Origin of the sequence: Bradyrhizobium hipponense (assembly GCF_008123965.1) — a bacterium.
Taxonomy (GTDB): domain Bacteria; phylum Pseudomonadota; class Alphaproteobacteria; order Rhizobiales; family Xanthobacteraceae; genus Bradyrhizobium; species Bradyrhizobium hipponense.
In genome coordinates, this window is the sequence record NZ_VSTH01000126.1 from 1 (window position 1) to 25,756 (window position 25,756).

At 61.7% G+C, this 25,756-nt stretch carries 20 protein-coding genes and 1 pseudogene; 14 read left to right on the top strand and 7 right to left on the bottom strand.

All coding sequences use genetic code 11. From position 1 onward, the window contains the following. Nucleotides 1-43 precede the first annotated feature (43 nt). Nucleotides 44-283: a hypothetical protein gene (locus FXV83_RS31265; protein WP_148743436.1), complete on the bottom strand. Its 240-nt coding sequence runs from the start codon at nucleotides 281-283 to the stop codon at nucleotides 44-46. A 226-nt stretch (nucleotides 284-509) separates the two neighbouring features. Here FXV83_RS31265 and topA point away from each other — a divergent pair, with 226 nt between their 5' ends. The 6 genes from topA to rpmG all read left to right on the top strand — a co-directional run bounded on the left by topA (nucleotide 510) and on the right by rpmG (nucleotide 8,839). Next, nucleotides 510-3,263 carry a type I DNA topoisomerase gene (gene topA, locus FXV83_RS31270; protein WP_148743437.1) on the top strand — a complete coding sequence of 918 codons (2,754 nt, stop codon included), beginning with the start codon at nucleotides 510-512 and terminating at the stop codon, nucleotides 3,261-3,263. 7 nt (nucleotides 3,264-3,270) lie between these two features. Then, on the top strand, nucleotides 3,271-5,610 hold the full coding sequence (rnr, locus tag FXV83_RS31275) for a ribonuclease R (RefSeq protein WP_148743438.1): 2,340 nt from the start codon (nucleotides 3,271-3,273) through the stop codon (nucleotides 5,608-5,610). Nucleotides 5,611-5,624: 14 nt separating this feature from the next. After that, nucleotides 5,625-6,056, top strand: a complete 432-nt coding sequence (locus FXV83_RS31280; protein WP_430648960.1) for a DUF983 domain-containing protein — start codon at nucleotides 5,625-5,627, stop codon at nucleotides 6,054-6,056. Nucleotides 6,057-6,087: 31 nt separating this feature from the next. Next, the gene (locus FXV83_RS31285) at nucleotides 6,088-6,837 is read left to right on the top strand and encodes an NUDIX hydrolase (RefSeq protein WP_148743440.1); all 750 of its coding nucleotides are present in this window, start codon (nucleotides 6,088-6,090) and stop codon (nucleotides 6,835-6,837) included. A gap of 384 nt (nucleotides 6,838-7,221) precedes the next feature. After that, nucleotides 7,222-8,547: an LLM class flavin-dependent oxidoreductase gene (locus FXV83_RS31290; RefSeq protein ID WP_148743441.1), complete on the top strand. Its 1,326-nt coding sequence runs from the start codon at nucleotides 7,222-7,224 to the stop codon at nucleotides 8,545-8,547. 124 nt (nucleotides 8,548-8,671) lie between these two features. Next, a complete protein-coding gene (gene rpmG, locus FXV83_RS31295) occupies nucleotides 8,672-8,839 on the top strand; it encodes a 50S ribosomal protein L33 (RefSeq protein ID WP_007603295.1) in 168 nt (55 codons plus the stop codon). Between the two features lie 222 nt (nucleotides 8,840-9,061). Here rpmG and FXV83_RS31300 read toward each other — a convergent pair whose 3' ends face one another. The 3 genes from FXV83_RS31300 to FXV83_RS31310 all read right to left on the bottom strand — a co-directional run bounded on the left by FXV83_RS31300 (nucleotide 9,062) and on the right by FXV83_RS31310 (nucleotide 10,550). Continuing rightward, on the bottom strand, nucleotides 9,062-9,241 hold the full coding sequence (locus FXV83_RS31300) for a hypothetical protein (RefSeq protein WP_148743442.1): 180 nt from the start codon (nucleotides 9,239-9,241) through the stop codon (nucleotides 9,062-9,064). 99 nt (nucleotides 9,242-9,340) lie between these two features. Then, nucleotides 9,341-9,565, bottom strand: coding sequence for a hypothetical protein (locus tag FXV83_RS31305; RefSeq protein ID WP_148743443.1), 225 nt, complete (start codon nucleotides 9,563-9,565; stop codon nucleotides 9,341-9,343). 382 nt (nucleotides 9,566-9,947) lie between these two features. Beyond that, complete coding sequence (locus FXV83_RS31310) at nucleotides 9,948-10,550, bottom strand: GNAT family N-acetyltransferase (RefSeq protein ID WP_148743444.1); 603 nt, start codon at nucleotides 10,548-10,550, stop codon at nucleotides 9,948-9,950. Between the two features lie 444 nt (nucleotides 10,551-10,994). On the opposite strand from FXV83_RS31310, the gene FXV83_RS31315 reads away from it, so the two are divergent. Then, nucleotides 10,995-11,537, top strand: a complete 543-nt coding sequence (locus tag FXV83_RS31315) for a sigma-70 family RNA polymerase sigma factor (RefSeq protein ID WP_148743445.1) — start codon at nucleotides 10,995-10,997, stop codon at nucleotides 11,535-11,537. Continuing rightward, the gene (locus FXV83_RS31320) at nucleotides 11,537-12,289 is read left to right on the top strand and encodes an anti-sigma factor family protein (protein ID WP_148743446.1); all 753 of its coding nucleotides are present in this window, start codon (nucleotides 11,537-11,539) and stop codon (nucleotides 12,287-12,289) included. Before FXV83_RS31315 ends, FXV83_RS31320 begins: the two co-directional genes overlap by 1 nt. 154 nt (nucleotides 12,290-12,443) lie before the next feature. Here the strand turns inward: FXV83_RS31320 and FXV83_RS31325 are convergent, their stop codons facing one another. Both FXV83_RS31325 and FXV83_RS45215 read right to left on the bottom strand, forming a co-directional pair. After that, nucleotides 12,444-13,502, bottom strand: coding sequence for a calcium-binding protein (locus tag FXV83_RS31325; RefSeq protein WP_148743447.1), 1,059 nt, complete (start codon nucleotides 13,500-13,502; stop codon nucleotides 12,444-12,446). Between the two features lie 802 nt (nucleotides 13,503-14,304). Beyond that, nucleotides 14,305-14,503, bottom strand: a pseudogene (locus tag FXV83_RS45215) (MFS transporter); the annotation flags it as partial. 635 nt (nucleotides 14,504-15,138) lie between these two features. Here FXV83_RS45215 and FXV83_RS31340 point away from each other — a divergent pair. Together FXV83_RS31340 and FXV83_RS31345 are read left to right on the top strand one after the other, a co-directional pair. Then, on the top strand, nucleotides 15,139-15,351 hold the full coding sequence (locus FXV83_RS31340; RefSeq protein ID WP_148743448.1) for a hypothetical protein: 213 nt from the start codon (nucleotides 15,139-15,141) through the stop codon (nucleotides 15,349-15,351). Nucleotides 15,352-15,466: 115 nt separating this feature from the next. Continuing rightward, nucleotides 15,467-16,069, top strand: a complete 603-nt coding sequence (locus FXV83_RS31345; RefSeq protein WP_187436291.1) for a DUF6647 family protein — start codon at nucleotides 15,467-15,469, stop codon at nucleotides 16,067-16,069. A 250-nt stretch (nucleotides 16,070-16,319) separates the two neighbouring features. On the opposite strand, the gene FXV83_RS31350 is transcribed toward FXV83_RS31345, so the two are convergent. Further along, complete coding sequence (locus FXV83_RS31350) at nucleotides 16,320-17,210, bottom strand: LysR family transcriptional regulator (RefSeq protein WP_148743449.1); 891 nt, start codon at nucleotides 17,208-17,210, stop codon at nucleotides 16,320-16,322. Between the two features lie 194 nt (nucleotides 17,211-17,404). Between FXV83_RS31350 and dctA the strand changes: the two genes are divergently transcribed. The 4 genes from dctA (at nucleotide 17,405) to FXV83_RS31370 (ending at nucleotide 25,536) form a co-directional block, all read left to right on the top strand. Then, nucleotides 17,405-18,709, top strand: coding sequence for a C4-dicarboxylate transporter DctA (gene dctA / locus FXV83_RS31355; protein ID WP_283811737.1), 1,305 nt, complete (start codon nucleotides 17,405-17,407; stop codon nucleotides 18,707-18,709). 34 nt (nucleotides 18,710-18,743) lie between these two features. Further along, nucleotides 18,744-19,907: a mandelate racemase/muconate lactonizing enzyme family protein gene (locus FXV83_RS31360; RefSeq protein ID WP_148743450.1), complete on the top strand. Its 1,164-nt coding sequence runs from the start codon at nucleotides 18,744-18,746 to the stop codon at nucleotides 19,905-19,907. Nucleotides 19,908-20,326: 419 nt separating this feature from the next. Beyond that, nucleotides 20,327-22,123 carry an NAD(P)/FAD-dependent oxidoreductase gene (locus FXV83_RS31365; protein WP_187436292.1) on the top strand — a complete coding sequence of 599 codons (1,797 nt, stop codon included), beginning with the start codon at nucleotides 20,327-20,329 and terminating at the stop codon, nucleotides 22,121-22,123. A gap of 86 nt (nucleotides 22,124-22,209) precedes the next feature. Beyond that, entirely contained in the window at nucleotides 22,210-25,536 is a 3,327-nt protein-coding gene (locus tag FXV83_RS31370) for an adenylate/guanylate cyclase domain-containing protein (protein ID WP_235940340.1), read from the top strand. Nucleotides 25,537-25,756: the final 220 nt, after the last annotated feature.

Genomic DNA, 25,756 nt, shown 5'->3' on the forward strand with positions numbered 1-25,756 from the left:
TCCCAACTCGCAATGACGAGGTTGAAGCTGCGTTTCTCATCCCTCACGACAGCTTGCGCTTGCTTCGCAGCCTTAGATGCTCGTCGGCCTCCAGCTTGGTCATGCCCAGGAGATAATGCAGCACATCGAGCTTGTGGCGCTCGGCGAGCTTGCGCAACGCCCCGACCTGCTCGGCGATGAAGGTGACCGCCTCCTCCTCGCCGCCTTCTCCCGGTTCCTCGGGACGCGAGCGTCCCTGCCCGCCCGAAGTTTCGCGCGCTCGTTTCCGTACCGGCTTAGTCACCAGACCCCACCCGAATCCATGCCCGCAGGAACTCTACGCCGGCATTGACCGCAACTCAAAGGTGGTATTTTGCAACTTTCTCGATATGAAATTTTTCCCATTCCGGCGCCTTTCAACACCCCTCGATTTGACAGCGAGGGTCTCACCACCCATGTTCGGGTCGAAACGGCCGACCCGAATCCTCTCGAATTCGGCCCATAATTTCCCCATAAGTTACTGGAACTACATGAATATCGTCATTGTGGAGTCGCCGGCGAAAGCCAAGACGATCAACAAATATTTGGGCTCGTCCTACGAGGTTCTGGCCTCATTCGGCCATGTCCGCGACTTGCCCGCAAAGAACGGATCTGTCGATCCCGACGCTAATTTCAAGATGATCTGGGAGATCGACCCCAAAGCCGCCGGCCGGCTGAACGATATCGCCAAGTCCCTGAAGGGCGCCGACCGCCTGATTCTGGCAACCGACCCCGATCGCGAGGGCGAGGCCATCTCCTGGCACGTGCTGGAGGTGCTGAAAGAGAAGCGCGCGCTGAAAGACCACAAGATCGAGCGCGTGGTGTTCAACGCCATCACCAAGCAGGCCGTCACGGACGCCATGAAGCATCCGCGCCAGATCGACGGCGCGCTGGTCGATGCCTACATGGCGCGCCGCGCGTTGGACTATCTGGTCGGCTTTACCCTCTCCCCCGTGCTGTGGCGCAAGCTGCCGGGCGCCCGTTCGGCGGGCCGCGTGCAGTCGGTGGCGCTGCGGCTGGTCTGCGACCGCGAGCTGGAGATCGAGAAGTTCGTTGCACGCGAATATTGGTCGCTGATCGCCACCCTGCTCACCCCGCGCGGCGACGCCTTCGAGGCGCGCCTGGTCGGCGCCGACGGCAAGAAGATCCAGCGTCTCGATATCGGCACCGGCGCCGAAGCCGAGGCATTCAAGAAGGCGCTGGAGGCCGCCGCCTACGCGGTGACCGCGGTCGATGCAAAACCCGCCCGGCGCAATCCGCAGGCCCCCTTCACCACCTCGACGCTGCAGCAGGAAGCCAGCCGCAAATACGGCTTTGCGCCGGCGCACACGATGCGGATCGCGCAGCGGCTTTATGAGGGCATCGACATCGGCGGCGAGACCACCGGACTCATTACTTATATGCGTACCGACGGCGTGCAGATCGATCCGTCCGCGATCACCCAGGCACGCAAGGTGATCGGCGAGGATTACGGCAACGCCTATGTCCCGGACGCGCCGCGCCAGTACCAGGCCAAGGCCAAGAACGCCCAGGAAGCGCACGAGGCGATCCGCCCGACCGACATGTCCCGCCGCCCCGACAGCATGAGCCGCAAGCTCGATGCCGATCAGGCGAGACTCTACGAGCTGATCTGGAAGCGCACCATCGCCAGCCAGATGGAATCGGCCGAGCTCGAGCGTACCACGGTCGACATCACGGCGAAGGCCGGCGGCCGGACGCTGGAGCTGCGCGCCACCGGCCAGGTCGTCAAGTTCGACGGTTTTCTGGCGCTCTACCAGGAAGGCCGCGACGACGAGGAGGACGAGGATTCCCGCCGCCTGCCCGCGATGAGCGGAGGCGACGCGCTGAAGCGGCAGTCGCTTGCCGTCACCCAGCATTTCACCGAGCCGCCGCCGCGCTTCTCGGAAGCCTCGCTGGTCAAGCGCATGGAAGAGCTCGGCATCGGCCGGCCCTCGACCTATGCCTCGATCCTCCAGGTCCTGAAAGACCGCGGCTACGTCAAGCTGGAGAAGAAGCGCCTGCACGGCGAGGACAAGGGCCGCGTCGTGGTCGCGTTCCTCGAAAGCTTCTTCAGCCGCTACGTCGAATACGATTTCACCGCCAATCTGGAAGAGCAGCTCGACCGCATCTCCAACAACGAGATCTCCTGGCAGCAGGTGCTGAAGGATTTCTGGATCGGCTTCATCGGCGCCGTCGACGAGATCAAGGATCTGCGCGTCGCGCAGGTGCTGGACGTGCTCGACGACCTGCTCGGACAGCACATCTATCCGCCCCGCACCGATGGCGGCGATATCCGGCAGTGCCCGAGCTGCGGTAGCGGCCGGCTCAACCTGAAGGCCGGCAAGTTCGGCGCCTTCGTCGGCTGCTCGAACTATCCGGAATGCCGCTACACCCGCCAGCTCGCCGCCGATGGCGAGGCCAGCGCCGACCGTTCGCTCGGCCAGGATCCCGACACCGGCTTCGACGTCTCGGTCAAGGCGGGCCGATTCGGCCCCTACATCCAGCTCGGTGAGCCGAAGGATTATGCGGAAGGCGAGAAGCCGAAGCGCGCCGGCATCCCGAAGGGCACCTCGCCCGGCGATGTCGACCTCGAGCTCGCGCTCAAGCTGCTGTCGCTGCCGCGCGAGATCGGCAAGCATCCGGAATCCGGTGAGCCGATCACGGCCGGTCTCGGCCGCTTTGGCCCGTTCGTGAAGCACGAGAAGACCTACGCCAGCCTTGAGGCCGGCGATGAGGTCTTCGACGTCGGCCTCAATCGCGCGGTGACGCTGATTGCCGAGAAGGTTGCCAAGGGCCCGAGCCGCCGCTTCGGCGCCGACCCGGGCAAGGCCATCGGCGATCACCCGGCGCTCGGCACCGTCACCGTGAAGGGCGGCCGCTACGGCCCCTACGTCACCGCGGGCGGCGTCAACGCGACGATTCCAAGCGACATCGAGAAGGACGCAATCACGCTGCCGCAGGCGATCGCACTGATCGACGAGCGCGCGGCCAAGGGCGGCGGCAAGGTCAAGGCGAAGAAGGCAGCGAAACCGGCCAAGGCCAAGAAGGCTGCCGAGGGCGATGGCGCCGCGCCAAAACCGAAGAAACCGGCCGCGAAGAAAGCCGCGGCCAAGTCGAAAACTGAATCAACCAGCAAGGCGCGCGCCGCCGTGCCGTCGACGGCCAAGACTTCCGCAGTCAAGACGTCGCCGACCAAGGCGTCCGCAGCCAAAGCTCCGGCCAAGAAGAGTGCCGGCACGAAATAGAGGTTAAGTGAAACGCAACAATGACCATGGCTTTCCTGATCGGAACGCCATCGTCGCCTTCATCAAGGCAAACCACGGAAACGTCGGCACCCGCGAGATCGCGCGCGAGTTCGGCCTGAAAAACGCCGATCGCGCCGAGCTCAGGCGCATGCTGCGCGAACTCGCCGATGACGGCGTCGTCAAGAAGAAGCGCCACAAGATTTCAGAGCCCGACAGCCTGCCGCCGACGCTGCTCGCCGACATCACCGGCCGCGATGCGGACGGCGAGCTGATCGCCTCTCCCGCCGAGTGGGACGAGGTCGAAAACGGCGAGCCACCCAAAATCATCATCGAGATGCCGCGCCGGCCGAAGCCCGGCACGGCGGCCGGCGTCGGCGACCGCGCGCTATTGCTCGTTGAGCGGTCGGAGGAGACCGAAGGTCCGGCCTATCGCGGCCGCATCATCAAGGTCATCGACAAGGCCAAGAGCCGCATCCTCGGCGTGTTCCGCGAGCTGCCCGAAGGCGGCGGCCGGCTCGTCCCCGTCGACAAGAAGTTCGCCGACCGCGAGTTGAACATCGCCAAGGCCGACGCGCAGGGCGCGCAGGACGGCGACCTCGTCAGCATCGACATCGTCCGCTCGCGCGGCTTTGGCCTCGCCTCGGGCCGGGTGAAAGAGAAGCTCGGCTCGGTCAAGTCGGAGAAGGCGATCAGCCTGATCGCGATCTACGCCCACGACATCCCGCTGCAATTCTCGCCCGCAGCCGAGCGCGAGGCGGAAGCCGCGGAGCCGGCCAACCTTAGGGGGCGCGAGGATTGGCGCGATGTGCCGCTCGTCACCATCGATCCGCCCGATGCCAAGGATCATGACGACGCGGTGCACGCACAGCCAGATCCGGATCCGAACAACAAGGGCGGCTTCATCGTCGACGTCGCCATTGCCGACGTCAGCTTCTACGTGCGGCCGGGCACGACACTCGACCGCGACGCGCTCGATCGCGGCAACTCGGTCTATTTCCCCGACCGCGTCGTGCCGATGCTCCCCGAACGCATCTCCAACAATCTCTGCTCACTGGTGCCCGGCGAGCCGCGCGGCGCACTCGCAGTGCGGATGGTGATCGGCCCTGACGGGCGCAAGCGCTCGCACCGCTTCCACCGCATCCTGATGCGCTCGGCGGCCAAGCTGAACTACGCGCAGGCGCAGGCCGCAATCGACGGCCGGCCGGACGACACCACGGGGCCCCTGCTCGACCCGATCCTGAGGCCGCTCTATGCCGCCTATGCCTGCGTCAAACGCGCCCGCGACGAACGCGATCCGCTCAATCTCGATCTGCCCGAACGCAAGATCCTCTTGAAGAGTGACGGCACGGTCGATCGCGTCATCGTTCCGGAGCGGCTGGATGCGCACAAGCTGATCGAGGAGTTCATGATCCTCGCCAACGTCGCCGCAGCCGAGATGCTGGAGAAAAAGTCGCTGCCGCTGATCTACCGCGTGCACGACGAGCCGACACTGGAAAAGGTCCACGCGCTCGCAGAGTTCCTGCAGACGCTCGACGTTCCCTTCGCCAAGAGCGGCGCGCTGCGCCCCGCTCTGTTCAACCGCGTGCTGGCGCAGCTCGAAGGCCACGACCACTTCCCGCTGGTGAGCGAAGTCGTGCTGCGCGCCCAGGCGCAGGCGGAATATTCCGCCGAGAATTACGGTCATTTCGGCCTGAACCTGCGCCGCTACGCGCATTTCACCTCACCGATCCGCCGCTATGCCGACCTCATCGTGCACCGCGCGCTGGTCCGTGCGCTCGGGCTCGGCGAAGGCGCGCTGCCCGACAGCGAGACGCCGGAAACCTTGAGCGAAGTCGCGGCCCATATCTCGGTAACCGAACGGCGCGCCATGAAGGCCGAGCGCGAAACCGTCGACCGGCTGATCGCCCATCATCTGGCCGACCGCATCGGCGCCAGCTTCCAGGGCCGCGTCTCCGGCGTCACGCGCGCCGGCCTGTTCGTTAAGCTGGCCGAGACCGGGGCCGATGGCCTGATCCCGATCAGGTCCCTCGGCACGGAATATTTCAACTATGACGAGGGCCGCCACGCGCTTGTTGGCACGCGCAGCGGCACCATGCACCGGCTGGGCGACGTGGTCGACGTGCGTCTGATAGAAGCTGCGCCGGTTGCGGGCGCGCTGCGCTTCGAGCTACTGTCGTCGTCCGGCGAGACCGCGCCGCGCGACCGCAGGCAATCCGGTCCGCAACGCCGCCCCTCGTTCAAGGCGCATCCTGGACGCAGCCCAAACAAGCGCAAGCCGGAGAAGAAATCCGGCAAGGCGAAGAAGGGCAAAAGCAAGAGCAAGGGCGCAAAGGGCAAGGCCTGGTAGAAAGCGTGGGTGCGATGAACACGGTCCCGAAGATCTGGACGCGCGAGACTGGTCTTGTCGAGAAGCGCGACCTCTGGGCTGCGATGAGGCACGGCTTTTTCGGCCGCTGTCCGCGCTGTGGCCAGGGCAAGCTGTTCCGCGCTTTCCTGAAGACGGCCGACCATTGCTCGGTCTGCAGCCTCGACTTCACGCCGCATCGCGCAGACGATTTGCCGGCTTATCTTGTGATCGTCATCGTCGGCCACATCGTGGTGCCGAGCATCCTCTGGATCGAGACCAATTACACGACGCCGGTGTGGCTCAGCTTTGCGGCCTATTTGCCTTTCACCTTCGTCGCCTCGCTCGCACTGCTGCAGCCGGTCAAGGGCGCTGTGGTCGGATTGCAATGGGCTCTGCGCATGCACGGCTTTGACGACAATCCTCCGGATGGTATTCCGCCGGTGTGAGCAGAAAAGCAAAAGCGGTTTGGGTGAGGAAATGACGGATATCGCACAGGCGGAGAAGGCAAAGGTCCACGAGGCGAAGGAAGCCGACCACCATCCCTATTTCCGCCCCAAGGATGCCGCGACGCTGATCCTGGTCGATCGCAGCGGTGCCGTTCCAAGAGTGCTGGTCGGCAAGCGCCACGACAAGGTGGTGTTCATGCCCGGTAAATTCGTCTTCCCCGGCGGCCGCGTCGACAAGGCCGACTATCGCGTGCCCTGTGCGGCGCCGATCACGGCCGAGCTGGAAGCCAACCTTGCCAAGGGCAGCCCGAAGACGCCGGCCTCGCGCGCAAAATCGCTCGCCATTGCCGCGATCCGCGAGGCCTGCGAGGAGACCGGGCTTTGCCTGGGGCGCAGGATCGAGGGAAAGGCGCCGAAGCTCGACGGCCCCTGGAAGCCGTTCGCCGATGCGGGCCTGTTGCCCGACCCATCCGGCCTGTTCCTGATCGCGCGCGCCATCACGCCGCCCGGCCGCGTCAAGCGGTTCGATACCCGCTTCTTCACCGCGGATGCCTCCGCGATCACACACCGGGTCGACGGCGTGATCCATGCGGATGCGGAGCTGGTCGAGCTGGTCTGGGTCGAGCTCGGCTCGAAGCCGCTCGCCGATCTGCATCCGATGACGCGCAACGTGCTCAACGAGCTCGACACCCGCCTTGCCACCGGCCCGCTCCGCCACGACGCGCCGGTGCCGTTCTTCCATTTCTACGGCGGCAAGATGCAGAAGGATATTTTGAGCTGATCCGGCTCTCGCCGTCAGGGCGATCGCGTATGGGCTCATCTCATTGTGGCCGATCCTTCGAGACGCCCGCCTTTGGGGCGGGCCCTCAGGATGAGGATGGAGTCCGCGGTAGCCGTTTCAACGGGCGCCGATGCCGCTTAGCCTCATCCTGAGGAGACCGCGGAGCGGTCGTCTCGAAGGACGGGGCGGGCGCTCAGGCCGGCCCAAAAAGCCATATGCGATAGCCCTGCCGTCATTCCGGGGCGCGCGTAGCGCGAGGCTGGAATGACAGGCTTATGCTGAACGCTCTTCCAAAAACAAAATAATCTTCCCGCCTCTCCCGATGGCGAAGTACCGGCTCGTTCCTATGTCCTCTTGAACGACACCCAGAACGGACACCGGTCGATGGCACAACGGCAACTCAAGCTTGGCGCGTTCATGCGCCCGATCAGCATCCACACCGGCGCCTGGCGCTATCCGGGGGCCTGGCCCGATGCCAATTTCAACATCAGTCACATCAAGCAGCTGATCCAGAAGCTCGAGGCCGGCAAGTTCGACGCCTTCTTCATGGCCGATCATCTCGCCGTGCTGAACATGCCGGTCAACGCGCTCAAGCGCAGCCACACGGTGACGTCGTTCGAGCCGTTCACGCTGCTGTCGGCGCTCTCGGCCGTCACCGAGCGGATCGGCCTGATCGCGACGGGCTCGACCACGTTCGACGAGCCCTATCACGTCGCACGGCGCTTCGCCTCGCTCGACCATCTCAGCGGCGGGCGTGCGGGCTGGAACATCGTCACCACCTCGAACCCGGATGCGGCGCTGAATTTCGGCCTCGACGATCACATGGAGCATGCCGAGCGCTACAAGCGCGCCCGCGAATTCTACGACGTCGTCACCGGCCTCTGGGATTCCTTTGCCGATGACGCCTTCGTGCGCGATGTCGAAAGCGGTCTTTTCTTTGAGCCGTCGAAAATGCACGTGCTCGACCACCAGGGCAAATACTTCAAAGTGCGCGGTCCCCTCAACATCGCCCGGCCGGTGCAAGGCTGGCCCGTGATCGTGCAGGCCGGCGCGTCCGAGGACGGCAGGCAGCTTGCGGCGGAGACCGCGGAAGCCGTGTTCACCGGCGGTGGCAGTCTTGCCGACGGCCAGAAGCTCTACGCCGACATCAAGGGCCGCATGGAGAAGGTCGGGCGCGATCCCGAACACCTCAAGATCCTGCCCGGGGCCTTCGTCGTGGTCGGCGACAGCGTCGATGAGGCCAGGGAGAAGCGCGCGCTGCTCGACAGCCGCGTGCATTACGACAGCGCCATCGCCTCGCTGTCCGTCATTCTCGGCACCGATGCCTCCGGCTTCGATCCGGATGGTCCGCTCCCCGAAATCCCCGAGACCAACGCCAGCAAGAGCGGCCGCCAGCGCATGGTGGATCTCGCCGCGCGCGACAAGCTCACGGTGCGCCAGCTCGCCCAGCGCGTCGGCGGCTATGGTGGACTGTCTTTTGTCGGCACCGCCAAGACCATAGCCGACCAGATGGAGGAATGGCTGGTCGGGCGCGGCTCCGACGGATTCAACATCATGTTCCCGTTCGTCCCCGCCGGCCTCGACGATTTCGTCGACAAGGTGGTCCCGGAGCTCCAGCGCCGAGGGATTTTCCGCAAGGAGTATGAAGGGGCCACTTTGCGCGAGAATCTGGGCCTGCCGCGGCCGAAAAACCGCTTCTTCGAGGCCTGATCGGGCCGATTTGAGCGGTTTTGCGGGCCTGAAACCTTGACATCAGGCGGTTTCTGGCTAGGTTGCCGGCCAACGCGGGCCGTTTGGCCGGCTCCAGATTCCCCTATTTCTCGAGGTTCAGAACATGGCCAAAGCGGTCACCATCAAGGTCAAGCTCGTGTCCTCGGCTGACACCGGCTTCTACTACGTCGCCAAGAAGAATTCGCGCACCATGACCGACAAGCTGGTCAAGAAGAAGTACGATCCCGTGGCGCGCAAGCACGTCGAATTCCGCGAAGCCAAGATCAAGTAAGAAGATCAAGTAAGATCGCGGAACGCTGAAGACTTTTGCGGGGCCCTTGCGGGCCCCGTTCTCGTTTGCACGCTCGTGTCCGGGACGCGCTGCGCGCCAACACGCGCGTCTTCGACACGCTATGGCGCTGCTGCGCACAGCTGCCCTCCTGCTTCAGAATCGCGTGCTCGACCTTCCCGGCAAAATTCCGCAATCAATCGGCTAAGAGCTCGACCATTCAAGTCATGGCATGACGTCCGCCACCACAAGATCGCCGCCGGCCACACCTGGACCTGCTGCGGCGAAATAAACCGCGGCGAGCGCAAGCACAGCGAACGCTGCGTATCCGAGGAGGATCAAGCCATCGTAGTTGCGAGCCGTTGGACCGTAGGAAGTGTTTTGGATTCGATCGATAATCGTCATGTCAATTACTCCCTGTTGGCACAATAACAATGGTCGCGTGGCAATAAGTGCGGAGAAGTGGGTTCGCACGGAACGCTGGTTACGGGTCGGCGCGCGAACTCATTTCGATCCGCTAAATCGCGCGATCTGCGCCTGCTGTCCTGGCGAGCTAGATTGCGCGATCTCGGTGTCCTTGGGTCCAAGATACCCTACGCCGATGAGAACGAGCAGAACGGCGGAGTAGACTAAAGACCAGCCAATCTGCCATCTGCGCCACAGTTTGCGGTCCTCGAGACTTAGCTCCTCGAGGTATTTTCTCCGATGAGGCTCCAGATATTCGATCATATGACGCTCCATCATCAGCCCCCGTCCTGCGGATGCCTGCTCGCCTCCATATCGTCAGACCAACAATGGTCAGACATCCGAGCGTGTTGAGCGCGAAAATGGTCGCCATCGCGGCATCATGCGAGACGATCATCGCGTAGCTCACAGTCGCAATGTTTGCGGCGGAGAACAGTAGCCAGGTAAAGACTGAAACAGCCTCGGCGCCGTTGTTGTCGCGATGAACACGCACGATCTGGGGAAAATACCCCAATAGCCTTGCTGTGTTCAAAAATGCGAATGCGCCAAACGAGTAATCTGCCAAAGTCATTTCTGCACTCCAATACCTGAGTATCTGGTTCGCTCTTCTGTGAACCAGCTCATATGGCTCCGGAAAGCGAAGGAGCTAAATTTGCCTCCCGCGCTGCCCTTCGATTTCCGGCAAATCATCGGCAATGGGTATTCTCAAATGTCTTGTGATGATTGGCTTCTGCGCAAGATCGATCCGGGCACGGAACGTGCCAAAAGCAAGATCGATCCTGGCTCCCGCCCTTTGCGCGAGTCTTCGCATCGGCCAGTTGTCGCTCGTGTAGATAAGATCAACGCTTCGGGCATCCATATCCAAGGCTTGACGCATCGACGCATTCAACAGGCGCCGACCCATTCCACGCCGACGAGATGCTCCCTCGACCACGATCAGAAGCTCCATCACACTCGAGCCGCCCTTCCGATAAAGCTCCAGCATCCCGCGAAGCCCCTGTTCAGAGAAGATTCCGAGCATGAGCTCAGCGTTTTCGAGCGCGGTGATCGCCTGCAGATCGAGCGCCGCGTCCGAGAGCGGCGCTCCAAACCGGCGGCAACGGGTCTCTGCATCGAGCCTGGACAAAAATGCCTGCACCGACGGAAGCTGCCCAATGTCGAGCTGATGTATGTCGGGATCAGAGGGTTGTGGGCCGAACCACAACGGCACGTCCTTCTCAACTCGCGCGATTCCACTGACCGCCGCCATTGGCGTTCCTTTGAGCGAATGCTCGAATTGCCCGACTGTACCGATGTTCAGTTAACTTGGCCCGATGCGAAAAAATTCCCGGTGGCTACCAGAAATCTTTTTTCTTCGTCGATTGGAATAAACGGCGACGTTTTCGAGTCTATTCCTCCCGTTGGATTCCAGCGACAGGTAATCCGTTCGCGCTACGCCTCGATCCCGGCAAGCGGACTGGCGCTGTACATTGTCCAGCAGGAGCCATCGAGCGGTGGGATGGCAAGATCTCATCGCGGCGCCTCAATTGCAGCGAAAAGGTCCATTTGGATGAGGTTGGCTGCCGCTGCGACTGATGCACCGCGTTGCGAGGCTGCTTGTTCTTTGGAGGACGCTGGCAGCAGGCGTCCACCTTTTTTCCGATGACCGGGAATATTTGGTTCCATATTTGAGTTCATTAGACAGGGGACGAGGTTGAACCCTAACGACGACAGGAGGAAATTCGCGGTTGTCGTTGCGCCCTATCTGGCCGATGCGCATGCGTTTGCGCGCTGGCTCATGCACGACCGTGCAGACGCCGAGGACGTCGTGCAGGAGGCGTGCATTAGGGCGTTTCGCGCATTGCCGCGGTTCTCGGGACCGAATGCACGCGCTTGGCTGCTGACGATAGTGAGGAATACCGCTTTCACCTTGCTTAGGGAAAAAAAGGCCGCGGCTTTGGTCGGCCTTGACGAGCTGAACGAGAGCGATCGCTTCACTGTCGAGCGGGGAAACGAAGTGGATGCGGCAGGATCGCCGGAAGCAGCGCTAATTGCCGCCGCCGATGCGGCGAAGCTTGAGGCCTCCATCGCGGCCTTGCCGGCCGAATTCAGGGAAGTACTGGTCTTGCGGGATATCCAGGGACTCGAATATCGCGAAATCGCTGGCATCACCGGTAGCCCGGTCGGTACGGTGATGTCGAGGCTTGCGCGAGCCCGCCACAAGCTGATTGTACGAATGAAGCAGGAGAGTTGCTGATGCCACTCTCCGACGATCATGATGTACATCTCATTCACGCCTATCTCGACGGGGAACTTGACGTCATGGCCGCGCTTGCAGTCGAGCGCAAGATCGCAGCCGACCCCGACTTGCGGAAGCTCGCAGATGAAATCGCCGCCTTGAAGAAAGTTCTGGCCGAGAAATTCCCGCCGGAGCCGATTCCGCCGCGGCTGCGATCGCGGATCGAGGCCACCTTTGCGCTCGAGACGAGACAACGAATGCCCAATTGGGCCAAGATCGCGGCATCGATCTTGGTCGTGGCTGCCCTGTCAAGCACCCTGACTGGAATTGCACTCCGCACGACCGCGCCACAGGAGATCGTGGTAGCCGAGCTCTTTGACGCCCACCTCCGCTCGCTGATGGCAGCACAGCCCACGGATGTTGCTTCTTCGGACCAGCATAGGGTCAAGCCCTGGTTCAACGGTCGGATCACCCAATCGCCACGGGTCGTCGATCTTGCTGCTCAAGGCTTCGAACTTATCGGCGGACGCGTTGATGTCGTCGGCAGGACTCCGTTGTCGACCCTGGTATATCGCAGACGCGAGCACGTGATCAGTCTGACCGAACTCTCTGGGCGTGATCAGCTCGACCTGCCATTCGATTGGCGGGCGGAGAATGGCTTCAACATGATCAGATGGTCGGACCGTGAGCGATCGTATGTCGCGATTTCAGATCTGAACGTGAATGAACTCGAAACATTTGCGAAGGTGTTCCGAGGTAGTGCCAGCTAGCGCCTGCTCACGATCGCTCATCAGGCAGACAGCCACTCAAACTGGTCGATTCCGGCGATACCTTCCGTTCGGCTGACGATTGCAACGCGGCGCTGCAAGTAGCGCACGAGATTGCAAACGTATGTCCAGTGTGCGGGCAATCTTGAGTATCGGCTCAGGTCAACAAATCGTACTGATGTGGCGCGAAAATAAAATCCTCAGGCCTGAGTGCTTGCTCGCTATGCACGACTACGTCGTTGTCCGGACCGAACGTGATCGTGCTCTCGTGCGTGGCAAAATCAAACGATGAGATACTCAGATCACTGAAGTTCTCGATACCGAGCGCAGAGACATCGATGTGATCGATTCCCAGATTCGAGAGCCCTTGCCCGAAATCCTCGACTTTGTCGTGGCCGTTGTCGAAATTGAACGCGAACGTGTCGTTTCCTCCGTTCGCCAGGCCAAGCATGACCTGGGCATCACCCCAGATGTCATCGTTGCCGGTGCCGCTAACCAGGGTGTCGTTGCCGCCGCGTGCGTCGTCGGACATGGACTGGGCATCGCCGATGAGAATGGTCTCGTAGCTGCCTGCCGGATGTGGATTCGGATCATTGCCGCCGACCAGCGTGTCATTGCCGGCGTGCGCGTCGCCCGAAATGGTCGACGCATCCCCATACGCCTGATTGACGAGATGAGAAAATACGTTGCCGCCGATATAAGTGTCATTGCCGCCAACGGCCTGATCACCCATGTTGCCGCCGGCATCGCCGTAGAAGACATTTTGGTCTTGCGCGCCTGAGGCCTGGAATGTGTCATCGCCGCCGTGCGCGCGATCAGACATATTGCCCGCGACGTCGCCATAGAACGTACTTCCCCCTAAGCTGGTCTTGTTGAACGTGTCGTCCCCTCCATACGCCGAACCGGACATGTTCCCGCCGGCATCGCCGGAAAAGACGTTTCGGTCGGGGAGTGTTGCGTCGCTGAAGTCATTGAACGTGTCGTTCCCGCCAGCGGCGGAAGCGGAGATGTTACCCCCGGCGTCGCCAAAAACGAAATTGAACGGATTAATCCCTTTCACAACGAACGTATCGTTGCCGCCGGCCGCATAGCCGGCCATGTCGCCTCCGGCATCACCATAGAGATAATTGTTGTACTCAAGTCCGGTCGCAGTGAAGCTGTCATTGCCACCGCGAGCATGAGCGAACAAGCTTCCGCCTGCGTCCCCGTAGAACACGAAATTGGAGTCCGGCCCGATCTGACGACCATGGCCAGATTCTCCAAATGAAGAGGTAACTTCGGCTCGAACGATCTCAGCGATCGCGATTGCACCTCTACGGAGTCAGTTTTCCGATCCCGCCGACGCTCGGAAAACGGCAATATCTGCACGTTGATCTGCGCGGCGTACGCTAACAAGCAGCATTATTGTCTCATTAAAATTAAACCGGATCGCGTGGTTAATCCGGGGCGCTTGATGCCAAGCTTACAAGCGACTAAACCGCCCAAGGATGCGTTTTTTCGGTCTTTTCGGTGAGAGTGAGGTATTTCACAGCTTTTTCATGAACCTAATCTACAATTAATTTAACCTGATGGATGATTTTATGTCTTTCGGCCCGACGGTTGTTTTTAAATAGTCACAGTAAGGGGCGCTGATGAGTGGGCGTGGTCAGGGGCACATCCGCATTGTGGTTCTGCATGAACGCGTTTGGTTCCTAAGAACTCAGCTGGCAGAGCTTCAGAACCTTCGCAGCCGGGTTGAGCAAGCCGAGGAACGAAAAGCCGGCAGACGTTCAAAAGTCACAGGTGTCTCGGCGATGCGTCGCCGATTGCAGCGACAACGGCGTTTTCGATAGCCGCAAGCCGTGGTGGCCAACGTGGCGCAGGCTCGCAGCCACATAGCCTTCATCAGAGATTGCTCTGGGCCGAAACAGCCCCCGAGTTGACTTGGTCTGCTAGGGGCCACACAAGCGGCCGATTACGACCAAGCAGCGCGATGGCCGCTGTAAAGTCATAGCTTACCGCGATGCGAACACACCCGCCTACGCCGCCTTCAGCACCGGCGGCTGCGACGGCCGGATCAGCGCGAACGCAATCTGGATGATGCCGCCGGCCGCGCCGATACGCCACGCCATGGTGTAGGAGCCGAGTGCGTCCTAGATCAACTCGCCTCCGTAGGCGCCGAGGAAGCTGCCGACCGGGCGGCTCATGAAAGGCGAGGCCCAGGATCATCACCTGCCAGCAAGTGCGTTCAACCGTTTGGCGTCCCCTTCTCTTTCCAAAAGATCAATCCTCGCCGCACGGTCTTTTTCGTAGCCAAGCGCTAAGCGTCTCGAGCAGCAGATGGATCGGTGTGCGGTTCGGAAATCCCATGTGCAGAATGATGATCTTGGGAGGCTCTTTCGTGAGGGCCCCAGATTCCACCCGGTGCTATTCACGATGCCAAGGTTGGTCCGAACGGCGCGAAGGTCATTGCGACTTACGTTGTCGAGAAGGGAAAGCCGCTCGCCTCTCCGGCTCCGTAGCAACACAGTACGACGCAAAGGCAGGTCCCGGCTCTGCAGCGCACCGTCGGACGCCGCGCTGCGTCCGGGACACGAGAGCTGGGCCGGGTGTGCTCTGAAGCTATCGCGTCGTGATACGAAGAGCATCTAACCGGAATGGCCTCGCCGATATGAGAAAAATCCATAAGTCCATTTATCTTCCCAACGACGTCGGCCAACTGGTCGTCTCCGAGTGGCGCCCAAGTTCTGAGCAAGACGAAAATCTGGCGCCGGAAGTGCAGCACTTCTGCCCCTTATCGATTCATCATCCAATTGAACCTTTGCGGGATTTCCGGGACCCACCTCAGTGGGGTTGGGGAACGGAGGTTTCCCATGACGAAGCATCGAAGGATTTCCGGATTTGTGGCGGTCGCCCTCCTTGCTGCCGCCACCACCGCAGTCACCATTAAGTCATACTCGTCCTCTGCCGATCGTCCCGCAGCGTCCGCCAACGCGATGTCAATCGGAGAACTCACAGCCGGCGCCGGCAAGCTTCCGACTGATGAATTCGATGACCAATCAGTGATCTATTCGAAAAAGCGCTAAGCGAGAGGCAGTTCACAAAGATCTGCCGAAGGGAATGCTATGTTCCAGCAATTCAATTGCTGGCTGATTCTTTTGAAGAAAATTTCTGTTTCGAACAGCCTCTGAGGAGGTTTTCATGTTCAGACAATTTATTTTGCTCGTAGTCACGGCCTCTCTAACGCTAGCGGTTTCACCCAAAGCCTATTGTCGTGATGATGGGTTAGAGCCCAGTGCGGTTCCCGAGTCGCCTTCGGTTCTACTGCGGGCCGACGCAACGCGAACTGCGGAAGGCTTGCTGGAAGAAATTGTGACTTGGCTCTCCTCGAATTTCGATCTGCCTGCCATCAAAGAACGTCCCGCCGTCGAATTTGCGTCGAGGATGAAGCTTGCGACCATGCGGGCCGGAGATGGTGCCCTTTCGGAAGGTCTCACGAACCACGACGAGCTAAATCAACCAGGGCAGCGTCAGGTCGTCGCCCTCTACAACGACAAGTCAAAAACGATCCTGCTCCCGGATGACTGGACTGGAACCTCACCAGCCGACCAATCGATCCTGGTCCACGAAATGGTCCATCACCTCCAGAATCTCGGCAAGCTCACGTTTGAATGCCCGAGAGCGCGAGAGAAGTCGGCCTATCTGGCTCAGGACGAGTGGCTTGGGCGGTTCGGAATGAGCTTGGAGCACGAGTTTGACGTCGACATGTTCACAGTGCTGATTTCCTCAGCCTGCATGTTTTGACCAGAATTAGATGGCCAGACTCTTGGCAGTCGTTGCAATCATACTGGCGCTCTTGGTGATGGTAAGGGGGCAGCAGCAGCAGTTTAGCCTGCTGCCAACGGGACCAATGCCGGCGACGCTCATCCCCTAATTGGGGCGGGGCAGCCAATTGACCTCAGACGCTGCGACCCGATGTTCGTACCGGGTCAATGGGCTTATCGCGGGGCGCCTCGAGGTTGGTAGAGGTACGCGTGGCCGGCAAGTGCTTTCTTCAGCCGACCTCTATAGCTTCGAATGCCGACCACAGAGCTTCAACTTCTTGCCCCTGTCGTGCTGCCGGGCGGAAGAGCCGTATCTCGATCGGGACCGAGGACTTGGCGTCCCCGGCCTCGACGAGCGAACCCGCCGCGATGTCGTCTTCCGCCAGCGTTCGAGGAAGCCAGGCGACACCGTCTCCGGACCTGACCATCGAGAGCAGCGTCGCGGCGAGATGCGACGTGAAAATCTTCTTCAAGTCCCGCTTCACCAATTGACTCGCGACGATGCGGCCCAGCCCCGACTGCGGGCTGTAGGTCAGGTAGGGGACGGTCTCGTCGTTTTGCAGCGACCACCGCGACTTTCGGTCGCCGTCAGCGGCGCTGAGGAGAACGAGCGTGTCGGTACCCACGACGATGCTCTTGAACTGCCTGGTGTCGAGCCGGCTGCCCATGCTGCGATGATAGTGGCACAACAGGAACGATACGTCGCCCCGGAGCATCATCCGCTCGCACGCTAACATGCTGTCCGAGATGAGATTGAGATTGCCCAAGGCGAGAATTTTCTCGCTGCTCCGGACCCACTTTGGAAAGAACGTGAACGACAATACGTGCGTTGCGGCGATCGACAGCGGCCCCGCGCCCCGTCCGGCCACTTCGAGGGTTTCGCGGCGCAACTGATGCAGCGCCCGGGTCAGAATTTCGGCCTGGGTATGGAAATGCTCGCCGGCGCGCGTGAGCGTCACGCTGTGTGTCGTTCGAACGAATAGCGGCGCCCCCACCCATTCCTCCAATGCCCGGATCCGTCGGCTGAAGGCCGGCTGGGTGACGTGACGGGCTTCGGCCGCTTTGGAGAAGTTCAAGGTCTCGGAGAGAGCCAGATAATCCTCGAACCAGATCAGATCCATCGGTGATGCCTAAAGGGCATAACTAATCTCGGCAACAGCATTGGCGTTCTCTCCGGCCGAAGCCTACGGATCGCCCCAAGCTACACAACGCCACAGCAGCACGGAAGTCGTCCCGGAGACGGAGTGGCCCTTCCCAAACAGCGACAGAGGCCCACCAAGGCCCAGCATAGGCGTATGTCCTCAGGGAGAAAACAGTGAAAATTTCGCACTTGAGCGAGCTCTACGTGCAGGTCCTTCTTGCTATCCTGCTGGGCGGCCTGCTCGGTTATCTCTGGCCCCAGGTCGGAACCAGCCTTCAGCCGCTCGCCGACGGCTTCATCAAACTGATCAAGATGCTGCTGTCGCCGATCATTTTCGGTACGGTCGTTGTCGGCATAGCCAAGATGAGCGACATCAAGGAGGTCGGCCGAATTGGCGTCAAGTCGCTGATCTACTTCGAGGTGGTCTCGACCTTGGCCCTTGTAATCGGCCTGGTGGTAGTCAACGTGATCAAGCCCGGTGCCGGCATGAACATCGACGCCAGCCACATCGATGCGGGTTCGATCTCGGCCTACGTGAAGGCCGCCGACGGCAACCACGGCTTCGTGCAGTTCCTGCTCGACATCATCCCGACGACGATCGTCGATGCCTTCGCCAAGGGAATGATGCTGCAGGTCATCCTGGTTTCGGTGCTGATCGGCATCGCCATGGTCCAACTCGGCGACTACGGCAAGCCGTTGGTGAACGTCATCGAGATCCTGCTGCACGCCCTGTTCCGGGTCGTGGCCATGGTCATGCGCCTCGCCCCGTTGGGCGCTGGAGCCGGGGTCGCCTTCACGATCGGAAAGTACGGGATCGCGACGCTCTGGTCACTCGGCTACCTGATGCTCGGCGTCTACGTTACGACGATCCTCTTCGTCGTGGTGGTGCTCGGCGGCATCGCGACGTGGGCCGGTTTTCCGCTGCCGCAGTTCTTCCGCTACTTCAAGGACGAGATCCTCATCGTCCTGGGCACCTGCTCGACGGAAGCGGTGATGCCGCAGATGCTGGTCAAGCTCGAACGGCTCGGTTGCGACAAGACCGTCGTCGGCATGGTGCTGCCCACCGGCTACACGTTCAATGCCGACGGAACGTCCATTTACCTTTCGATGGCCGCCATCTTCGTCGCTCAGGCGACGAACACGGAGCTTTCTCTCGGCGACCAGATCGTATTGCTGGGCGTGCTTCTTCTGACGTCGAAGGGATCCGCAGGCGTTGCCGGCGCTGGCTTCGTGACGCTCGCCGCAACCCTATCGTCAATCCACACCGTTCCCGTCGCCGGCCTCGTTCTTTTGCTCGGCGTCGACCGCTTCATGAACGAAGCCCGCGCCGTGACCAATCTTATCGGCAACGGGATCGCGACGATCGCGATCGCCAAGTGGGACGGCGCCTTCGATCGGAAGCAGGCGATGGAAGCCGTGAGGCTACGCCACGACAAGCCCGCCACGGCTGAGACCGAAGTTCTGGCGACCGATCCCTAACCGAAGACATCACCAACCACAGAAGGAGAACGCCGTGCGTATCGTAGACGTCGTCGAGACGACCAAGCCAATCTCGTCACCGATCCGGAATGCCTACATCGACTTTTCGAAGATGACTTCCAGCCTTGTCGCCGTCGTGACCGACGTCGTCCGCGACGGGCGGCGGGTGGTCGGCTACGGCTTCAATTCGAACGGCCGCTACGGTCAGGGCGGGCTGATCCGGGAGCGCTTTCGCGACCGCATCCTCGAAGCCGAACCTGTGAGCCTGCTGAACGACGATGGTACCAATCTCGATCCGCACCGCATCTGGACGAAGATGATGTCGAACGAGAAGCCCGGCGGTCACGGCGAGCGCTCGGTCGCCGTCGGAACGCTCGACATGGCGATCTGGGATGCGACCGCAAAGATTGCCGGCAAGCCGCTGTTCCGCCTACTTGCGGAAATCAAGGGCAAGGAGGCCAACCCGCGGGTCTTCGTCTACGCTGCCGGCGGCTACTACTATCCCGGCAAGGACAACTCCGCGCTGCAGGCGGAAATGCGCGGCTACCTGAACCGCGGCTACAACGTCGTGAAGATGAAGATCGGCGGCGCGTCGATCGACGAGGACCGCGGCCGCATCGAGGCCGTGCTCAAGGAGATCGGATCGCAGGCCAAGCTCGCCGTTGATGCCAACGGTCGCTTCGATCTCGAGACCGGCATCGCCTACGCCAAGATGCTGCGCGAGTACCCGCTGTTCTGGTATGAGGAGATCGGCGATCCGCTCGACTACGCCCTCCAGGCCGCCGTCGCGGAATTCTATCCCGGCCCGATGGCCACGGGCGAGAACCTGTTCTCGCACCAGGACGCCCGCAACCTGCTCCGCTACGGCGGCATGCGTCCGGACCGCGATTGGCTGCAGTTCGACTGTGCTTTGTCCTACGGTCTCGTCGAATATCTCCGGACATTGGACGTCCTGGCCCAACACGGCTGGTCACCGTCGCGCTGCATACCGCACGGCGGTCACCAGATGTCGTTGAACATCGCCGCCGGCCTGGGGCTCGGCGGCAACGAGAGCTACCCCGACCTCTTCCAGCCCTACGGGGGATTCCCGGATTCTGTCCGGGTTCAGGACGGCCACATCGTCATGCCGGACATTCCGGGCATCGGCTTCGAGGGCAAGTCGGATCTGATCAAAGTCATGCGCGAACTGGCCGAATAGGCCGGTCAGTTCACGCGAAAGCGCCATCGAAAGCGATCCCGCATACGACGAGAAGTTCTCGCTGCGGGTCGCTGGCACATGGGGCCGGCCACGGGCAGAAGCGGCCAGTCGCAATCAGACTGCGGGTCAAAAGCGGCGGTCGAGCCAAGTGCTGATCGGCGTCCGGTTTACGGCGGACAACCGACATCGCGACGGGTTGAGCGCTCTTCGGCTGAGGGCCAATTCCGGCCTCGCGCACCGCAGCGAATAGAACTCTAATTGTACCACTCGTCGGTGGGCAGAGCGGTGTTGGAGGCGAGCGCTGAGAGGCGCTGAAGCCCACCGGGAACCCTGCCGCGCCAGTCTGGATTCCCGCAATATTTGGGGTAAGGTTACGCTGCCTGCGCAGAAAAATTGCAAACGACATCCGGGAGGAAGTGATGCTCGACACCACGCTTAGCGCGCGCGCCCAGGTTTTCCTCGACAAGTTTGAAGCCGCGCTTGCGGCGGGCGATCTCGACACCGCCGTGGAAATGTTCGCTCCGGAATGCTACTGGCGCGACCTTGTTGCCTTCACCTGGAACATCAAGACCATGGAAGGCCGCGATCAGATCCGCGACATGCTTGCGCATTGCCTCGCGCATGCGAAGCCGCGCAACTGGAAAATCGCCGAGGGTGAAACGCCAACCGAGGCTGACGGCGTGACCGAGTCTTGGATCTCATTCGAGACCGAGGTCGCGCGCGGATATGGACTCATCCGACTGCAGAACGGCCAGATTTGGACGCTCTTGACGACGATGGCCGAACTCAAGGGCCATGAGGAAAAGGCTGGCTTCAGCCGACCGCTCGGCGCCAGGCACGGCGTCAATCCTGGCTCCAAGACCTGGAAGGAGCTGCGTGACGAGGAAGTCGAGCAACTCGGCTTCAAGACCCAGCCCTACGTGCTTATCATCGGCGGCGGACAGGGCGGCATTGCGCTCGGAGCGCGGCTGCGCCAGCTCGGAGTGCCCACGATCATCACCGAAAAAAACGCACGCGCCGGCGATTCCTGGCGCAACCGCTACAAGTCGCTCTGCCTGCACGACCCCGTCTGGTACGATCATCTGCCTTATATCGATTTCCCCAAGAACTGGCCTGTGTTCTCGCCTAAGGACAAGATCGGCGACTGGCTGGAAATGTACACCAAGGTCATGGAGCTGAACTACTGGACGAACACTACCGCCAAACACGCCAGTTGGGACGACACCAAGAAGGAATGGACCGCCGTCGTTGAACGGGATGGCAAGGAGATCACGCTGCGGCCCAAGCAGCTTGTGTTCGCGACCGGCATGTCGGCCAACCCGAACATGCCGAAAATCAAGGGCATGGAAAACTTCAAAGGCGAGCAACACCATTCCTCACGCCATCCCGGCTCCGACGGCTACAAAGGCAAGAAGGTGGTGGTGATCGGCTCGAACAATTCGGCCCATGACATCTGCGCTGCGCTGTACGAGGCCGGCATCGACGTAACGATGGTGCAGCGCTCGACGACGCACATTGTGCGCTCGGATTCGCTGATGGCGACCCTCGGTGATCTTTATTCCGAACGTGCCGTCCGCAGCGGAATGACCACGGCAAAGGCCGATCTGATCTTCGCTTCACTGCCCTACCGGATCTTGAATCAGTTTCAAAAGCCGGTCTACGACAAGATCCGCCAGGACGACGCCGCCTTCTATGCCGGGCTGGAGAAGGCCGGCTTCAGGCTCGACTTCGGTGACGACGATTCCGGGCTATTCATGAAGTATCTGCGCCGCGGCTCGGGCTATTACATCGACGTCGGCGCTTCGCAGCTTATCATTGACGGCAAAATCAAACTGTCCGCTGGACAGGTCGAGGAAATCACGCCCAACGGCGTCAGGCTCGACAACGGCAAGGGATTGCCAGCGGACGTGATCGTCTATGCCACCGGCTACAGCTCAATGAATGGCTTTGTCGCCGATCTCGTGAGTCGGGAAATGGCCGAGCAAGTCGGCAAGGTCTGGGGCCTCGGCTCGAATACTACAAAGGACCCCGGCCCATGGGAAGGTGAACAGCGCAACATGTGGAAGCCGACGCAGCAGGAAGGACTATGGTTCCACGGCGGCAATCTGCATCAGTCGCGGCATTACTCGCAATTCCTTTCCCTGCAGTTGAAGGCGCGCTACGAGAGCATCCCGACGCCGGTCTACGGAGTGCAGACTGTCCATCACAAGGCCTGAAATTTGCCGAGTGCAGACATCGGGATAACGTTTCTTCGCCATGGTCTAAAATTCGGCCAGCCGTCAACCAGATGCCGGTGAAGCCAATGCAGCAGATTGCGGAGTGGCTCGAAAGACTTGGCCTCGGTCAATACGCGCAGCGCTTTGCCGAGAACGACATTGACCCAAGCGTTCTGCGCGATCTGACCGACCATGACCTCGAAAAAATCGGTGTCTCGCTCGGCCATCGCAGGAAGATATTGCGCGCGATTGCGGAGCTCGATGAGGCCGGACCGAGACCCGCGCCTGCTCCTCGGACCGCGGCCGCGAGACGTCATCTCACGGTCATGTTCGCTGATCTTGTTGGCTCGACAGCGCTCTCGACAAGGCTCGACCCTGAGGACTTGCAGGAAATCATGGGCGCGTACCATCGCTGCTGCGCCGAGCAGATCGAGAAATTTGGCGGGTTCGTTGCCAGATACATGGGTGACGGCGTTCTCGCTTATTTCGGCTATCCGCGGGCGGATGAAGACGATGCTGAGCGCGCGGTATGCGCCGGGCTGGCGTTGGTTGCGGCCGTGGCAGGACTCGATGTCGGTCCGGGGGCAAGATTGCGAGTGCGAGTTGGCATTGCCACCGGGTTGGTGATCGTCGGCGATCTCATTGGGGAGGGCGCGTCGCAGCAGCATGAGGTGGTCGGTGAGACCCCCAATCTGGCCTCGCGGCTTCAGGCGCTGGCCGGACCGGATACGGTGGTCATCGACGGCGGCACCCGCCGCCTCGTCGGGGGACTCTTCGAGTATCTCGCTCTCGGGAGCGTGTCCATCGCAGGCTTCAGCGACCCCGTGCCGGCCTGGCGAGTCATGGGCGCGAGCGCGGTCGATAGCCGCTTCGAGGCCCTGCGCGTAGCCGGAACGCCACTGCTTGGCCGCGATGAGGAGATCGAGCTGCTGATGTGCCGCTGGCAGCAGATAAAGCGCGGCAATGGCTCGGTCGTGCTGATATCGGGTGAGCCCGGTATCGGCAAATCGCGCCTCGCTGAGACCGCGGCGGAGCGGCTGAGCGATGATCCACACATCCGCTTGCGCCGTTTCTGCTCGCCGCACCACCAGGGCAGCGCGCTTTTCCCGACCATCTCACAGCTCGAGCGGGCAGCGGGATTTCGGCGTGACGATACGGACGAGCAGCGGTTGGACAAGCTCGAGGCATTGCTCGCAGAGGCAAACGCTGACCTCAGCGAGGCCGTCCCTCTGATCGCAGACCTGTTGTCCGTGCAGATCGGCCGTCGCTATCCACCGCTTAATCTCACCCCGCAGAAGCGCAAGGAGAAGACGTTCGGGGCCCTCCTAGCCCAACTCGAGGGACTGGCGGCAGGCCGGCCCGTGCTGATGGTGTTCGAGGATGTGCACTGGATCGACCCCACCTCGCTCGAGCTGTTGGACCTCATCGTCGACCAGGTGGCCACCCTCCGGGCCTTGCTGGTCATCACCTTCCGGCCGGAATTCGCGCCGACCTGGATCGGGCGCTCGCACGTAACATTGATCAGCCTCGGTCGTCTGCCGCGTCGACAGCGCGCCGAGATGATCATGCGGGTGACCGGCGGCAAGGCGTTGCCCCACGAGATCGCCGAACAGATAATCGATCGGACCGATGGCATACCGCTATTCATCGAGGAATTGACCAAGACGGTCATCGAGAGCGGCATGCTGACCGACACTGGCGACCGCTTTGATGCGCGGGGGCCCTTGCCTCGGCTTGCCATCCCTACCTCGCTCCAAGCCTCGCTCCTGGCACGGCTCGATCGCTTGGCACCGGTGCGCGAGATGGCGCAGATCGGAGCGGCACTCGGACGGTCGTTCTCGCATGAGCTGATCAGCGCCGTCGCGGCTATGCCGCAGCAACAGGTGGACCGGGCCCTGGCGCAGCTCGTAGGCGCCGAGTTGGTCTTCCAGCGGGGCACCCTGCCCGATGCAGAGTACACCTTCAAGCACGCGCTGGTGCAGGACGCAGCCTATAGCACCATGCTGCGCGGTCGACGCCAGCAGATCCATGCCCACATTGCAACGGTGATGGAGAGTCAATTCCCTGACATCGTGGCGGCTCAGCCGCAACTCATGGCCCATCATTGCGCCGAGGCGGGCTTCACCGGGAAGGCGGTCGGCTACCGGCTCAAGTCCGGTCAGCAAGCTGTCGCGCGGTCGGCGATGACGGAAGCGGTGGCGCAGTTGCAGAAGGGGCTGGAATTGCTGGCGAACATGCCTGAGGAGTCCCGGCCCGTGCAGCACGAACTCGACCTGCAAATTGCCCTCGGGCGTGCTCTGATGGCAGCTCGAGGGTATTCGGCGCCGGTGGTGGGCGATACCCTCGTCAGGGCGCGAGCACTCGCTGAGCGGTTCGATCGGCCGGATCGTCTCGTTCCGCTGCTCTATTCCCAATGGGGTTTCCATATGGTTCGGGCCGAGCACGAGCTGGCGGTGTCCCTTGCCGAGCAGATGGAGAAATTTGGCGAGACTAGAAAAGATCAGGTCGCTCTGCTGCTGGGTCACTATATCCACGGCGCCAGTTGCTACTTTCGCGGGGAGTTTGTGACATCGCGCGCCCTTCTCGAGCTGTGTGATGGCCTGAGAGATCCGGCCGCTCGCGCGATTTGCGCCGCCATAGCGGTGGCCGATCCGTACGCAGCGAGCCTGGGTCACTTGGCGTTGACATTGGCGCTTCTGGGCCACATCGATCAGGGACGCGCGCGCGTGGACGAGGCGTTGTCGGAAGCCCGCGGGCTCGACCATCCGTTTACAGTGGCCTTTGTGTTGAGCAAGGTGTGTGCGGTGGAGGCGGCCGCCGGCTTGCCGCATGACGCACGGCGGCACGCGGAGGAGCTGGTGGCTCTCTCGAACGAGCACGGTTTTCCGCTCTGGTTGGGCCTCGGACTGCTCGAGCATGGTCGCTCATTGACAGCACTTGGACAGGCGCAGGATGGCCTCGCGATGCTCGCGAGGGGGCTCTCGGTGCTTCGTGGTGCCGGAGCCGTTGTGCACACGCCACGCGCGCTCTGCTTTCTCGCCGAGGCTCACGCCAAGGTCGGGCATCTGCAGGAGGGGCAGAATTGCCTCGTCGAGGCTGCGCAGCTGATCGAGGCGACTCACGAGCGGTGCGGTGAGGTCGAGCTGCATCGACTTCGAGGCGGCATTATGAATGCGCGAGGCGACCAAGCCGCTGCGGAGCAGAATTATCATCGAGCACTAGCTGTGGCGGAGCGCCAGAGCGCGAGGACGTTTGGGCTGCGCGCTGCAACGAGGCTCGCCCGCCTGTGGCGCGATCAAGGCAAGTGCACGGAAGCTCATGACCTTCTCGCGCTGGTGTATGGCTGGTTCACCGAAGGCTTCGACACTCCGGTCCTGAGGGGCGCCAAGGCGCTGCTCGACCGGCTGGCTTGATGCAGTTCACCTCTTGCGTGGCGGGATAGCCTGCACTCCAAGGCTCGACGCACTTTGGTCGATGATGTCGTGAAGTGTCATCTGCAGCTCGTCGCTGCCGGCGCGTAGAGCGTGAGGACCGGATGCGATTCCACAGCATGCGCCCGATGCCGTCGGAATGTCGGCTTGGGGTCATTCGCGTCGGTTCGCCGGTAGCTCGACGACTTTCGCGGTAGGGACG

What these genes read in the sequence shown, in the direction of transcription:
- topA (WP_148743437.1), top strand. Translation starts at nt 510, where the DNA reads ATGAATATCGTCATTGTGGAGTCGCCGGCGAAAGCCAAGACGATCAAC.
- FXV83_RS31280 (WP_430648960.1), top strand. Translation starts at nt 5,625, where the DNA reads ATGAACACGGTCCCGAAGATCTGGACGCGCGAGACTGGTCTTGTCGAG.
- FXV83_RS31285 (WP_148743440.1), top strand. Translation starts at nt 6,088, where the DNA reads ATGACGGATATCGCACAGGCGGAGAAGGCAAAGGTCCACGAGGCGAAG.
- FXV83_RS31290 (WP_148743441.1), top strand. Translation starts at nt 7,222, where the DNA reads ATGGCACAACGGCAACTCAAGCTTGGCGCGTTCATGCGCCCGATCAGC.
- rpmG (WP_007603295.1), top strand. Translation starts at nt 8,672, where the DNA reads ATGGCCAAAGCGGTCACCATCAAGGTCAAGCTCGTGTCCTCGGCTGAC.
- FXV83_RS31300 (WP_148743442.1), bottom strand. Translation starts at nt 9,241, where the DNA reads ATGACGATTATCGATCGAATCCAAAACACTTCCTACGGTCCAACGGCT.
- FXV83_RS31305 (WP_148743443.1), bottom strand. Translation starts at nt 9,565, where the DNA reads ATGATCGAATATCTGGAGCCTCATCGGAGAAAATACCTCGAGGAGCTA.
- FXV83_RS31310 (WP_148743444.1), bottom strand. Translation starts at nt 10,550, where the DNA reads ATGGCGGCGGTCAGTGGAATCGCGCGAGTTGAGAAGGACGTGCCGTTG.
- FXV83_RS31320 (WP_148743446.1), top strand. Translation starts at nt 11,537, where the DNA reads ATGCCACTCTCCGACGATCATGATGTACATCTCATTCACGCCTATCTC.
- FXV83_RS31340 (WP_148743448.1), top strand. Translation starts at nt 15,139, where the DNA reads ATGACGAAGCATCGAAGGATTTCCGGATTTGTGGCGGTCGCCCTCCTT.
- FXV83_RS31345 (WP_187436291.1), top strand. Translation starts at nt 15,467, where the DNA reads ATGTTCAGACAATTTATTTTGCTCGTAGTCACGGCCTCTCTAACGCTA.
- FXV83_RS31350 (WP_148743449.1), bottom strand. Translation starts at nt 17,210, where the DNA reads ATGGATCTGATCTGGTTCGAGGATTATCTGGCTCTCTCCGAGACCTTG.
- FXV83_RS31365 (WP_187436292.1), top strand. Translation starts at nt 20,327, where the DNA reads ATGCTCGACACCACGCTTAGCGCGCGCGCCCAGGTTTTCCTCGACAAG.
- FXV83_RS31370 (WP_235940340.1), top strand. Translation starts at nt 22,210, where the DNA reads ATGCAGCAGATTGCGGAGTGGCTCGAAAGACTTGGCCTCGGTCAATAC.